9 protein-coding genes are annotated in these 13009 nt (G+C 66.8%); 1 reads left to right on the top strand and 8 read right to left on the bottom strand.

Annotation, left to right across the window (positions count from 1 at the left end; genetic code table 11):
- Window positions 1-25 precede the first annotated feature (25 nt).
- Both CAG31_RS14215 and CAG31_RS14220 read right to left on the bottom strand, forming a co-directional pair.
- On the bottom strand, window positions 26-1726 hold the full coding sequence (locus CAG31_RS14215; RefSeq protein WP_085582104.1) for a VWA domain-containing protein: 1701 nt from the start codon (window positions 1724-1726) through the stop codon (window positions 26-28).
- An 87-nt stretch (window positions 1727-1813) separates the two neighbouring features.
- Window positions 1814-2374: a YbhB/YbcL family Raf kinase inhibitor-like protein gene (locus tag CAG31_RS14220; protein WP_085582105.1), complete on the bottom strand. Its 561-nt coding sequence runs from the start codon at window positions 2372-2374 to the stop codon at window positions 1814-1816.
- 139 nt (window positions 2375-2513) lie between these two features.
- Between CAG31_RS14220 and CAG31_RS14225 the strand changes: the two genes are divergently transcribed.
- Complete coding sequence (locus CAG31_RS14225) at window positions 2514-4043, top strand: FAD-dependent oxidoreductase (RefSeq protein WP_085582107.1); 1530 nt, start codon at window positions 2514-2516, stop codon at window positions 4041-4043.
- Here the strand turns inward: CAG31_RS14225 and pgaD are convergent.
- The 6 genes from pgaD to CAG31_RS14255 form a co-directional block, all read right to left on the bottom strand.
- A complete protein-coding gene (gene pgaD / locus CAG31_RS14230) occupies window positions 4036-4569 on the bottom strand; it encodes a poly-beta-1,6-N-acetyl-D-glucosamine biosynthesis protein PgaD (RefSeq protein WP_085582109.1) in 534 nt (177 codons plus the stop codon). The genes CAG31_RS14225 and pgaD overlap by 8 nt on opposite strands.
- On the bottom strand, window positions 4566-5921 hold the full coding sequence (gene pgaC, locus CAG31_RS14235; RefSeq protein WP_085582111.1) for a poly-beta-1,6-N-acetyl-D-glucosamine synthase: 1356 nt from the start codon (window positions 5919-5921) through the stop codon (window positions 4566-4568). The genes pgaD and pgaC overlap by 4 nt, the downstream gene beginning before the upstream one ends.
- A gap of 1 nt (window position 5922) precedes the next feature.
- Window positions 5923-7920: a poly-beta-1,6-N-acetyl-D-glucosamine N-deacetylase PgaB gene (gene pgaB, locus CAG31_RS14240; protein WP_085582113.1), complete on the bottom strand. Its 1998-nt coding sequence runs from the start codon at window positions 7918-7920 to the stop codon at window positions 5923-5925.
- Between the two features lie 12 nt (window positions 7921-7932).
- Window positions 7933-10413, bottom strand: coding sequence for a poly-beta-1,6 N-acetyl-D-glucosamine export porin PgaA (pgaA, locus tag CAG31_RS14245; RefSeq protein ID WP_085582114.1), 2481 nt, complete (start codon window positions 10411-10413; stop codon window positions 7933-7935).
- Window positions 10414-10665: 252 nt separating this feature from the next.
- Window positions 10666-12171, bottom strand: a complete 1506-nt coding sequence (locus CAG31_RS14250; protein WP_085582115.1) for a YdgA family protein — start codon at window positions 12169-12171, stop codon at window positions 10666-10668.
- Between the two features lie 191 nt (window positions 12172-12362).
- Window positions 12363-12998 (bottom strand): NADH:ubiquinone oxidoreductase subunit N, encoded by a 636-nt coding sequence (locus CAG31_RS14255; protein ID WP_085582117.1) that lies wholly within the window; start codon window positions 12996-12998, stop codon window positions 12363-12365.
- Window positions 12999-13009 lie beyond the last annotated feature (11 nt).

Consider the following 13009-nt stretch of genomic DNA (forward strand, 5'->3'; position numbering starts at 1 on the left):
CTGATGAAGCCCTTCAGGCCGCTCACTATTCAATCCGTCGCTCGGTGGCTTCAGGGGCCGACGCCGTGGTGTCGCGCAGGCTCCGGGTCAGTTCCACCAGCTGCACAAATTCGTTGCGCAGGCCGAAGCGGTCATCGCCACGGGCGCCACGGGCCAGGTCTTCGGTGTCCTTCAGGCTGAAATCGCCGGTGTAGCGCCCGTCCTTGAGCTGCTGGGAAAACGCGGCGACGGCGGCGGCGAACCGCAGGTCTTCGCTCGGCGGCGCGACCCGGTCGGCGATCGGCCGTTCGATGAGCAGGCTTTTCCCACCTTGAGGCTGTTGATAACGCACACGCAGCATCGCCAATTCTCCATTCTTTTGCGACGCCGCCGCGCCGGCCTTGCCGTAGCGCAACGGCTCCAGCCAGCCCTTCTCTCCGCTCGGGACGATTTCGTACAGCGCCGTCACCGTATGCCCCGCACCGATCTCCCCGGCATCGACCTTGTCGTTGCTGAAGTCTTCGCGCTTCAGGGCCCGGTTCTCGTAGCCCAGCAGCCGGTATTCGCTGACCTGCGCCGGATTGAACTCCACCTGCAGCTTGACGTTCTTCGCCACCGTGGCCAGGGTCGAACCCAACTGGTCCACCAGCACCTTGCGCGCCTCGCGCAGGTTGTCGATGTAGGCGTAGTTGCCGTCGCCGGCATCGGCCAACTGTTCCATCAGGTGTTCATTGTAGTTATCCACACCGAAACCGAGGGTGGTCAGGGAGATGCCGGTCTTGCGCTTATCCACAGCCATTTGCTTGAGGCTGTCGAAATCGCTGACGCCGACGTTGAAGTCGCCGTCGGTGGCCAGCAGGATGCGGTTGATGCCGTTGGGGATGAACGCCTGCTGCGCCATCCGGTAGGCCAGCTCGATGCCCGAGGCGCCGGCCGTGGAGCCGCCCGCCGTCAGTTGTTCGATGGCGTTGCGGATCTTCGCCTTGTCCCGCCCGGACGTGGGCTCCAGCACCACCCGCGATTCGCCGGCATACACCACCAGCGACACCCGGTCCTGCTCGCGCAACTGATCGACCAGCAGTTTCAGGGTGCCTTTGACCATCGGCAGGCCTTCGCGGCGATCCATCGAGCCGGAGACGTCCACCAGGAACACCAGGTTGGCCGGGGCCAGCTCCGCCACCGCGCGGTCGGATGCCTTGATGCCGATGCGCAGCAGCCGGGTGTGCGGGTTCCACGGCGTCGCGGCCAGTTCGGTGGTCACGCCGAACGGCGAGCCGTCGGTGGGCAGCGCGTAGGCGTAGGGGAAGTAATTGACCATCTCCTCCAGGCGCACTGCGCCTTCGGGCGGCAAGCGGCCCTGGTTGAGCAGGCGGCGGACGTTGGCGTAGGCGCCGGTGTCGACGTCGGCGCTGAAGGTCGAGACCGGTGCCTCGGCGACGCTGTGGACAGGATTGTCGGCCAGTGCCTGGTACTGCTCGCGGTACTCGTCACGGTAGCCCTGTGGATAACTTTCTGCGGCAGGCACCGGCGCATAAGCGGCCATCGGTGCGGCGCGCAGGCTGCGCTTGGCCATCGCGCTGTCCGCCATCGCCGCTTCCTCCCGGACTTGAGGGGCGGAGACTTGAGGGGCGGAGGGAACCGGCGGTGCCACTGTACGGGAATCCGGTGTGGAGGACGCGCCGCAGCCGGCGATGACCAGCATCACGGCGGCGGCGACGGGGCGCAGGAACAGAGAAGGAAAGGACATGGGGGCTGACCTCGGGCGGAAATTGATCCATTCATCCCCTGAGACGGGCAGCCCCTCGCGTTCGGGTTAACCCCGGACAACTTTTTTTCAGCGGTGGTAGCGCCGCACCGCGCTGCTGTTGCGCAGCACGTGGCCCTTGATCTTGTCCATCAGTTCGGCGCGGGTCAGCCCGGCGGGCAAGGCGTCCGGGGCCAGGTCCAAGGCGTAGATCTGGATGATGTAGTGGTGGGCGCTGTCACCGACCGGCGGGCACGGGCCGATGTAATGGGTGGTGCCTTTGCTGTTGGTGCCGCCGATGCCTTCGAGGGCCGACTTGGCGCCGACGCCGGCCGGGATCTGCCGGGTGGTGGCCTTGATGCCGTAATGAATCCAGTGATCGACGCCCAGGCCCTTCTGGCCGTCCGGGTCGTGCATGACGATGGCGTAGCTCTGGGTGCCGGTCGGGCCCGCGTTCCAGCTCAGGGCCGGCGACTGGTTCTTGCCGCCGCAGCCGCTGGCGTCGCTGGCCGCTGCCGAGGTGAACAGGCGGTTGTCCGACACGCCGGGGATGCTGAGGGTGAAGCGCTCCTGGGCCTGCGCCGGCAACTGCACGCAAAGGGCGACGGCAAGGGCCGCCAGCCAAGGGTTGAGAGAAATCGATCGGGTCATTCCGGGAGCACCTTGTGCGGTTGGGCCTTCGTCGGCCTGCAAACTATAGCCGTACCGTTCATGCCGTGGCAGTGGCAATTGGCTGAACCTGGGAATCGGCGCCAAACTCGTAAGAGAAACACTTGCGTGGAGCACGATCATGTCCCTGCACCGTGTCGCCCGTTTCGCCGATGTCCCCGAAGACCGTGGCCTGCCGGTGCAGGTCGGCGAACAGAAGATCCTGCTGGTGCGCGCCGGAACCAGCCTGCGCGCGTTCCAGGGCGAATGCCCCCACGCCGGGGCGCCGCTGGCCGAAGGGGCGATCTGCCATGGGCGCCTGATCTGCCCGTGGCACAAAGGCGCGTTTCGCCTTGAGGACGGCGCGCTGTGCGAACCGCCGGCCCTCGACGGCCTCATCCGCTACCCGCTGGAGCTGCGTGGCGACGAAGTGTGGGTCGATGACCAGCCCTTGGCGGATCCGCACACGCCGCCGGCGGACGACCCGCGCACCTTCGTCATCGTCGGCGCGGGCGCCGGGGGCACCGCCTGCGCCGCCGCGCTGCGGGAGAAAGGCTTCGGCGGGCGGATCGTCATGGTCGACCGCGAAGCCGGCGCCGGGTACGACCGCACGGTGCTGAGCAAATTCGTGCTGGCCGGGGAAATGCCGCCCCGGGAAACCCCGGCGCTGCGCGATGAAGGGTTTTACCGCACGCAACGCATCGAGCGTCTCGAAGACGAAGTCACCGCCCTCGACACCGCTGCGAAGACCCTGCACCTGAAGCACGGCGCGGACCTGGCCTACGACGCCGCCGTGCTGGCCACCGGCGGCTCGCCCAACCGGTTGACGCTGCCCGGCGCCGACCTGCCGCAGGTCTTCGTGCTGCGCTCCAGGCTTCAGGCCGAATGCATCCTGGACAGCGCCCGTCCCGGCCAGCGCGCAGTGATCGTCGGCGACGGTTTCATCGCCCTCGAGTGCGCCTCGGCCTTGCGCCAGCTCGGCCTCGACGTGACGGTGATCGCCCACCACGCCGTACCCTTCGCGGCCCGCTTCGGCGACGCCGTGGGCCGCGCGGTGCGGGCGCTGCACGAGGACAACGGCGTCAGGTTCATCACTGGGCATGAGGCGCGCGAAATCATCGGCGACGGCAAGGTCGAGGCGGTGATGCTCGACAACGGCCTGCGTCTGTCGGCGGACCTGGTGCTGGCGGGGATCGGCGTTCACCCGGCCACAGAGGCCTTTGCGTCGCTGCCGCGGGAAGAGGATCTGTCGCTGCGGGTGGACGACGGCATGCGCGTGGCCCGGGACGTGTGGGCCATCGGCGACATCGCCACGTTTCCGCTCAACGGCCGGCCCGAACGCATCGAACACTGGCGCCTGGCCCAGCAGCAGGCGCGGATCGCGGCGACCAACATGCTCGGCGGCGAGGAGCATTACCTGGACGTGCCGTACTTCTGGACCTGGCATTTCGGCAGGAGCTACGATTGCCTGGGCCATGCCGCGCACTGGGATGAGGTGGGGTTCAACGGCGACCCCGGCCAGCCGCCCTTCATCGGCCTGTTCGGCAGCCAGGGCGTGGTGGTGGCGGCCGTGGCCTGCGAAGAGGACCGGGCCATGGCCCTGCTGGCCGAACGCATGAAGCAGCCGCTGCCGATGGAGGAAGCCTGGCGGCTGATCCGCAGGCTCAAGTGATCCGGTGGCTCGGCTCGCGGTTGTCGTCGTCCTCGGCGTGCAGGAAGATCACCCGGGGATGCTCCAGCGGCGCCAGCGGCGGCGGCAGTTCGTCGGGCGTCACCGGCCAGAAGTGCGGCACCACATGGCTGACGTCGCCTTCCTGATCGTTGTGGATGGTCATCACCCCGCTGCCGCGCAGCTTCTGCAGGCGGTCGTCGCACAGCTTGAAGCTTTTGCTCAAGCCTTCGTCGTCCACCACCGGCGCCGGCAGGCGGCGCTGGGCGAAGCTCTTGCTCTTGCGCTGCTGGTAGCGCGCCCAGCCGATCAGGATCACCGCGTTGACCAGCGCCACCCACAGGTAGATCTGCAGGGTGCCCAAGGCCTCGAACGCGGAATTGTCGATCCGCGGCCCGCCTCCATGGGTGTCGATCAGCGGCCACAGCCCGCGCACCAGCAGGTACAGCAGGCCGACCCAGGCGAGCACGGTGATGAACACATCGACCACCACCAGGAAGGGCCGTTGGCGGGTCCGGATGATTTTCATTTGATGACCTCCTCTTCGTCGTCCCCGACCGGTTTGATGCCCCGGTCGGGACTGACCCAGCGCGCCCGCTTCTGGTGCTGGCCGAACAGCACTTTGGGGAAGCTGACCAGCGTGGTCAAAAGGCTGATGAACCAGAACACCAACGGATACCAGACCACCCAGAACATGGTCTTGCCCAGCCCCGGCTCGTAGCGCCGGTCGATCACGATGCTGACCGCGAACTGCACCAGGCAGACGAACGCCAGCAGCAGCCCGGTGAACGCCGGCGGCATCAGGTGGTGCACCGCGATGGCGTCCGGCAGCGCCACGAACTTGCCGACCGCCCAGAAGATCACCGACAGCAGGAAGGTGAACGCCCAGCCGGTGGACAGGCAGTACTCGAACAGCAGCGGCCAGAGGTAGCGGTGGCGGTACTGCCAGATCCCGCGGATGTTCTTGAACAGCACTTCGGCGCCGCCCTGGGCCCAGCGCAGGCGCTGCTTCCACAGGCCGCGCAGGGTTTCGGGCATGAGGATCCAGCACAGCGCGCGGGGCTCGTAGAAGATGCTCCAGTGGTCCAGTTGCAGCTTCCAGCTGATGTCGATGTCTTCGGTGATCATGTCCGGGCTCCAGTAGCCGACCCGGTGCAGCGCCGTGCGGCGGAAGGCGACGATCACCCCGGACACGGTGAAGATCCGCCCGAACACCCGCTGGGTGCGCTTGATCAGGCCGATGATCGAGGAGAACTCGCCGACCTGAACCCGCCCGACCAGGGTGGAACGGGTGCGGATCCGCGGGTTGCCGGTGACCGCGCCGAGCCGGGCGTTGTCAAGCATCGGCGCCACCAGGTAGGCCGCGGTGTTCGGCGCCAGCAGCGCATCGCCGTCGATGCACACCAGGTACTCGCTGCGCGCCGCGATGGCGCCCATGCGCAAGGCCACAGCCTTGCCCTGGTTCTCCGCCAGGTGCAGCACGCGCAGGCGCGGGTCTTCCTTGGCCAGGGCGTCGAGCACCTCGGCGGTGTTGTCCTTGGAGCCGTCGTTGATCGCGATGACTTCGATGTTCGGGTAATGCTGGGCCAGCGCCGCGTGGATGGTGTCGGCGGCGTTGTCGCCCTCGTTGTAGCAAGGGATCAGGATCGAGATCAGCGGCTCGCCGGCCAGGGGCGGCGGCAGCGTGTCGTCCTTCCACGGCCAGTGCCGCTCCCAGTGCAGCCAGAAATACAGGCCGCCGGAGATCCACAGCCCGGACATGAACAGCGGGTAGAAGAACACGAAGTCCATCAGGAACTGCCCGGTGACCAGGAAGATCAGCCCCAGCGGTACGCCGAGGACGAGCGCCAGAACAAGCAGGGCCAACAGTCTATCCAGCATGTCATGGGTTCCATTTGTTGGAGAGCGCAGGCCGCACGGCTTTCAGGTCCGGCAGGTTCTCGAGGAAGTTGTCCGGGTAATAGCCGAAGCTGGTCACGCCCTGACGCTTGAGCACGCCCATCCACTCGGCCAGTTGCGCGCCGTCGATTTCGGCCTGGTCCTTTTTCGTCCAGTCCCGGCCCTGCAGCTCGAACACCGTGCGGTCGAGCGCGCCCGGGCGAGCCTTGACGGTCGCCACCAGCGACTCCAGCCAAGGGCCGGAGCGGGCGTGGGTCTGTTTCTCCATGAGCGGCATGGCCATCGGCGCCGTCCAGTCATAGGTGACGAGGAAATCGTCGAAGTTCTGCGCGAACCACGCTTCGCTCGCCGGATTGAGCATCGGTTCGGCGAAGATGTTGCGCGCGGTCAGCACCTGCGGGCCGCGGATCGCCCGCACCTTGGCGGTCAGTTCCTGGGTGAAGTCGATCAGGTATCGGCTCTTGAAACGCGTCCAGCGCTGCATCGTCGCCGGGTCGTCACGCAGCGCGCCGATCGAGCCCGGCAGGCCGTTGGCGGCGTAGACCTTGAGCGCCTGCGGGCCGGCGTCCTCGAAGTCCGAAAGCACCGCATCGTCGTGGTAGAGGATGCCGTCCACCGAAGTCAGGCGCGCCAGATCCTCGTAGATTTCGCCCACGACCCGCCGCACCTCGGGATCGAACGGCGACAGGCGCTTGTACTGGTCCGGATCGACCGACACGGCGCCGGTCTGCGGATCCCAACGGGTGACCCGCGGCAGTTTCGCGTCGAGGGCGAAGCTCAGCACCGGCATCCACGCATAGACCTTCACGTGGGCACGGGTGCGCAGCTGCCAGGCGACACGGTCGAACAGGTCGGCGCGCACCGGCAGGTGGCGGTTGGGGAAGTACAGCGAATGCACCAGACCGTCGCCCTGGGGATCGGCGAAGGCCTGCAGGAACACCGTGTTGGCGCCCATGTCGGCCATGCGCTGCACCAGTTTGCCGAGGTTGGCGTCCTGCTGCGCCGGATCCGGGTCGTAGACGTTGTCCAGGTCAACATGCACCACGCGCATCGGCGATTCGGCCTGCACCGAGACGATGCTGTTGGCGAAGTGCTCGCCGTCCGGATCCGAGGCCACCAGGAAACGCGGGCTGCTCATCAGGTTGTCGAGGGCGTCGAGGCCGTCGTCGAGGGTCAGGGCCATCTCGTAGCCCTGCTCGCCCACCACCGTCAGCGAGGTGCCGTCCGCCGTGCCGTACGGCCAGACCCAGATGCGCGGTTTCTTGCCGGTGACCTTGCGGATCTTCTCGGAGATGGCGGCCACGTCGGTGCGGATCCGCGCGCGGAATTCGTCCTCGGTCTCGTAGCGTTTGGTGACCGCGTTGTATTGCCGGGTCGCCGCCGCCGGCTGCAGGTTGCCCTGGGGGTTGGCGAGGATGCCCTTGTGGTTGGCGTCGGTGTGGGCGGCGATCTCCACCAGCCCCGACTGCGAGATTTCCCGCACCTGATCCCAGGTCAGGAAGTCCGAGCGCTGGCGCGGGGTGCCGGCGAAGTCCACCGGCTGGTTGAGCGGCGTGTCGATCCAGGTGCCGACCGGCGCCAGCAGCGCATGCCAGTTGTAGGCGCGCAGCACCGGCAGCACGCGGGTGTAGAAGCTGGAATAGCCGTCGTCGAAGCTGAGCAGGATCGCCTTGGGCGGCAGTTCCGGCCCGCCCTTGCGCGCGGCCATGATCTGATCGACCGTGACCGGCCGGTAGCCGTTCTCACGCAGCCACGCCAGTTGCTCGATCATGCGCTCGGTGCGCACCGCCACCACGGCCTGGTCGGGGTCACGGTCTTCGACGTCGTGGTAGGCGATGCCCAGCACGTGGTTCTTCGGCCACGGCTTTTCGCTGGCCGCCATCGGGCGCTCCGACGGCGGCAGGAAGGCCGGGGCCTGCTGGGCGCAGGCGCTGGCCAGCAGCGCGCCCAGCAAAAGGATGAATCGCGAAATCAGAGGCATCTTCAGACTCTTCTAGAAGCGGAAAGTGAGGTCGACGAGCAGACGCAGATCGGTTTCCCGATCACCGTCGTAGGGCCGGTTGATCGCGCTCAACAGGCCGCCCACTTCGAACACGTCGTTCCAGGCGTAGCGCTGGCCGTAGCCGATCAGCGCCATGCCGCCGGTGCCGTGGTCACGCTGGCTGTAGGTGCCCGCGCCCAGCTGGAACTGTTGGCTCCAGACCGTTTCGTAACGGTGGTAGAGCACGTGGTTGACGTTCAGCAGCGGCATGACGCTCAAGTCCGCCTTCGGGTTGAAGTACGGCACGTCATCGGACTTGGAGTTGTGGCTGGTGCCCACTTCCAGGCCGGCGTCGACCTGCAGGTTCGGCGCGCTGTACACGCCTTCGCGGCCGGTGAGCAGCGCCTCGACCCGGTTGTTGCCGTCGCTGAAGTGCGACGGGCTGACCGCCAGCTTCCATTCCCGGCTCTCGTTGGCCCGCCAGCGGATGAAACCGCTGCCGCCGTTGGCCTTGATGCCGCTGTTCAGCGCGCGTAGCGGGGTCTGCGCCGAGAGGTACTCGAGGCTGCCGCCGTATTGCCAGTGGTCGTCGATGTCCCGGGCGATCGCCAGGCGGGCGCCCTGCTTGTCGCCGAAACCGTAGGAGTGGTTGGAGATTTCCGCCTCCAGGGTCATGTCGCGGGTGCGGCGCTCCAGGCCCACGCGCTGGAAGCGGTGGTGGCCGGTGCCTTCGGTGAAGTCGCCGGTGGCGTAGCCGACGCCGGCGAACACCCGCCAGTCTTCATCGATGGGCGGGCTGTACAGGGTGCTTTCGATGCCGAAGTCCCGGCTGCCGCTGACCGCGCCGGCATCGCCGCTGCCGCCGCCGTAAGCCTTGCCGCCGTAGCTTTCGACGCGCAGCTCGGCCATGTCATGCACTTCGCGCTGACGGGCCAGGCGCTGCACCTGACGGTTGTCGGGGAAGCGCGCGACCACGTCGTCGGTCAGCGCATCCATCTGCCGCCATTCCTGCAGGTCCATGGCGGTGTGGGCCTGGGCGACTTCCAGGCCCATGTCCCGCGGCACCAGGCTTTCGGTTTCCTTGAGCTGGTTCTCGGCGCGGCGCGGCCAGTCCCGGGCCAGGTACAGGTCGGCCTGGGCCAGGCGCAGGCCGATGTTGCCCGGCGCCTGGTCGACCAACGTTTGCAGGCGCTCTTCGCCGTGGGGCAGGTCGGAACCGTAGGTGCCGGCCTGCGCCGCGAGCTGCTGGGCGTCCATCCATTCGTCGTTGGGGTTGCCCACCGGCAAGCCCTTGAGCTCGATGCGCGGCCGCTGGGACTTGGCCAGGTCCTCGGCGACCTTGCGGGCCTCTTCGGCGCGGTCGCTTTCGAGCAGCGAGTAGTACAAGCCGGTGGTGTCTTCCAGGCGGTCGCCGGCATCGGCGTCCGGCGCTGTCAACACCTGACGGTAGAGGTCGGTGGAGATCTCCGGCTGGCGCTGGTCCAGGTAGGACGCCGCCACCCAGCGCAGGGCGTAGGTCGGGATCTTCACCCCTTCGCCTTGCAGCTTCTGGTATTCGCCGATGACGTCGGCCGTGCGCGCCCGGGCCCGGAGCGCGCCCATGCGGTCGATGCGCCAGCGGGTCACGTCGTCGTGGGCGCTGGCGTCCGGCGTCCAGGTGGTCAGCAGCTTGTCGTAGTCGGTCAGCGCCCGGTCGGCGATGACGTAGCGTTCCTTCTCGCTGCGGGTGGCCAGGTCGGCGAGGCGCACCCGCTCGGCGGCCAGGTCGCCTTCGAGGCGACGCCGGGTGACCGGGTCGATCAGGCCCGGACGCTGGTCAGCCAGGCGCAGCGCAGGCTCCGGCAGACGGGCCTTCTGCAGGGCCACCACGTATTCGCGGGCGACTTCCGGCTTGCTGCCGGCGCGGACGAACGCCTGATCGTATTCGTGCAGCGCGTCGTACTGCTTGCCGGCACGGGTCAGGGCATAGCCCAGCGCGAGCCGGCGGGAGGGGTCGTCGGGCTTGGCCGCGACCAGCGCCTTGGCGCGGGTCACCGCTTCGTCGGGCTTGCCGGCGTCGGCCTGGGTCAGGGCCAACCCCAGTTGCAGGTCGGCATTGCCCGGATCCAGCGCCAGGGCCTGGTTGTAGACCTGGGTCGCCTGATCCCAACGCTTGAGGTTGCGGTAGGCCCGGGCGGTGGCGGTCAGCGCCTGGACCGGCAACGTGCGGCCGCGGCCCTGGGTCTCGTAGACCTGCACCACTTCGGCGTCGAGCCCGGCCCAACTGGCGATCTGCAGGTGGTCGCTGACCTGGCCGGCGGTGGCCTGGGCCGGCGGCACCTGGCGCAGGGCATCGAGCGCGGGCGCATAGTGGCCGGCCCGGGCGTCGAGCACCATTCGGTCGTAGGCCGTATCGGCGAACCCCAGTGCCGGCCAGAGCAACTGGCTGCACAGCGCGACTCGGAACAATGGGCGTAAACCACGATGCAATACAGGAACATCAATACGCGGCATTCGTCAGCATCCTTACATGGCCAGCCGGGTCGCAATGCCCTCCTTGCCCATTCGTAACGGCGGCCGAATCGCAGACCCGGCCAAGCTTATCCAGGCAGTCTTGCACGCAAGCGTAGACCAATATCGACAACGCAATAATTATTCAGAATTGCAGTGACGGTTTTCCTACCGAACGAAAACCCAGGCGCCAGATAGCAAAACGCCCGGCGTCTGCGTTGCGCAGAGGCCGGGCGCCGTGGCGGTGCGCAGCGGTTACTGAACCTGGCTGACGCCGGCGAACTTGTTCATCAGGAAGCCGACGAACTGCTCGACGGTCATCTTCTGGCCGTTGAACTCCACCTGGTTGGCGGCGTAGTGCAGCTTGGTCGTGACGTTGGTGCCGTCCAGGGTCGCCAACTGCGAACCGACCGCCATGCCGGCGAACATGTCGGTGGCGGCGCTGGCCTGGTCGACGATGGCCTTGGCGTCGGTCTGGCCGTCGAGCTGCGCCTGAACGCTCATCAGGTCCACCAGCATCGGCTTGGACACCAGCACGTTGAGGTCAAGCAGGGCGATCAGTTGCTTGCCCAGTTGGTCCGGCGGCAGATCCATCGACTGCGGCTTGGCCAGGTCGATCACCAGATTGGCGCGGCTTTCGCCGTTGGCGGTCTTGAGCGACAGGTTCTCCAGCGCCACTTGGGGGCCTGCGGCCAGCAGTTTCTGCAGGTCGGCCTTGACCTGGGCCTCTTCGGCCGGGGTCAGGTTCAGCTCCGGCGCCGGCAGGCCGGCGGCTGCGGCTTCGGCGGCGGCCTTCTCGTAGGGCTGCAGCTTGGTCTGGTAGATCTGCATCAGCGACATCGTCGACGGAATGTCGAGGTTCTTCAGGCTCATGGCCAGGTTGGCCGAACCGATCTTCTTGTCGTTGAGGGTGACCTCGCCGATCTTGTAGTCGGCGCGGCCCGAAGCGCTGGAGCCGGTCTCTTCGGTGAGGTTCTTCATCTCGAAGTTCTTGATGCCCAGCACCGACTGCTTGGCGCCGAAGGTGGTCTTGCTGTTGGTCAGCTCCAGGGTGTTCTCCCCGGTGTAGTAGCCGTAGGTGCTCTTGGTGAGGTTGCTGGCCAGGGTCAGGCCGCTGAGCTCGATCTGCACCGGCGCCTCGTCTTCGGCGACGGTGGTCAGGTGCAGGCTGTCCATGTAGCCGTTGGCCTTGACCTTCTGGGCCTGGGCGCTGGCGGAGATGTCCATGTTCAGACCGGAGAACTTGAGGCTCGACTTGTCGTCCAGCGCCGTTTCCAGCGGCAGCAGTTCGAGGGTGCCGGTGGTGGATTCGTCGTAGCCGATGTTGACCACGCCCTTGAGCGGCGCGGCACCCTTGGTGGCGGCGAACCATTTTTCCGTCAGCGGGGTCTTTTCCAGCTCATAGTGACTGCTGGCCATGACCGGCAGCCATTTGAACGACGCCAGCCGCGAGAACGGCAGCGGGCCGTGTTCGATGCGGTCGGTGAACAGCAGCTCGACCGGCGCCTCGCCGAACATCTCGCCCTCGCCCTTGAGGCGGTACTGGGCGGTGCTGCTGAAGGTGTGGCGCTCCAGGGACACCAGCTCCAGCGACGCACTGCCGTTGGAGCCGGCCATGGCGGCCTGCAGTTCCTTGTTGGCGTTGGCGACGGCGTTGTTCAGCACGCCTTCGATTTTGGTGCCGGTGTACCACGCCCCGCCGGCGCTGATGGCGCCGATGGCAACAACGATTCCCAGAAGCACGCCTGCTGATTTATTCATGAATGACCCGATCGATTTCCGTGGCTGAAAGTGTGGTCGTCTTCCTTGAACCCGTGATCGGGCCGCGGCACGACTCCGCTGGATTTAGCGGTGCAGATTAGCACTGGCGCCCCGTGAGGGCCCAGTGTTTAAAGGTTAAAGAGTGTCCATGGCGAGGGGATGGCAGTGAGCTCGATGGCGCCTTGGCGGGCTCAGGAATACTGCACCTCGATCTCGTCCAGTTGATGGTCGAAGCTTTTGAGCCGCGCCGTCCAGGTGAACACCAGCACTTCGAAGTCCCGGTCGATCACCGCCCCGCCGGGGCCGTCGTTGCGCGGGTCGCAGAAGTCCAGCTGATAGCGTTCGCGGGCCATGGCCGTGGCGACGTCGGACAGTTCGCGGGCGTTGTTGAGCCAGTGCCAGCCGTCGCTGGCGACTTGCTTGTCGAGCTCCAGGCACTGCTTTTTCAGGGCATCCAGGCTTTTTTCCAGCGGCGTGCCGGTGAGTTCGCCCATGACTTCGGCGAAGGTGCGCCCCGGTTGCCAGTAGCTGCCCCAGAAATACCGGTCGAACACGGTCTCGACCCGGCGCAGCGCGACTTTGGTGTCCCAGATCAGCAGCAGCACCTTGCTTTGCTCCAGCTGGCGCTGCTTCAGCCGCCGGACCTGCACCAGGGCCCAGGCCACCACCACAATCCCCATGACCGCGATCAAGGCCACGGCGCTGTCGAGGAACACCATGGCCTTGTCGATCTGATGGGCCAGCATGATGCCGTAGAAATAGGTGGCCGAGAGCAGCACCAGCGCTACCAGGGCGCACCAGAAGCCAAGAGCGTAAGGGTTTTTCATTATTGGTTTCC

Origin of the sequence: Pseudomonas sp. R25(2017), from assembly GCF_002112565.1 — a bacterium.
Classification (GTDB): Bacteria; Pseudomonadota; Gammaproteobacteria; order Pseudomonadales; family Pseudomonadaceae; genus Aquipseudomonas; species Aquipseudomonas ekonensis.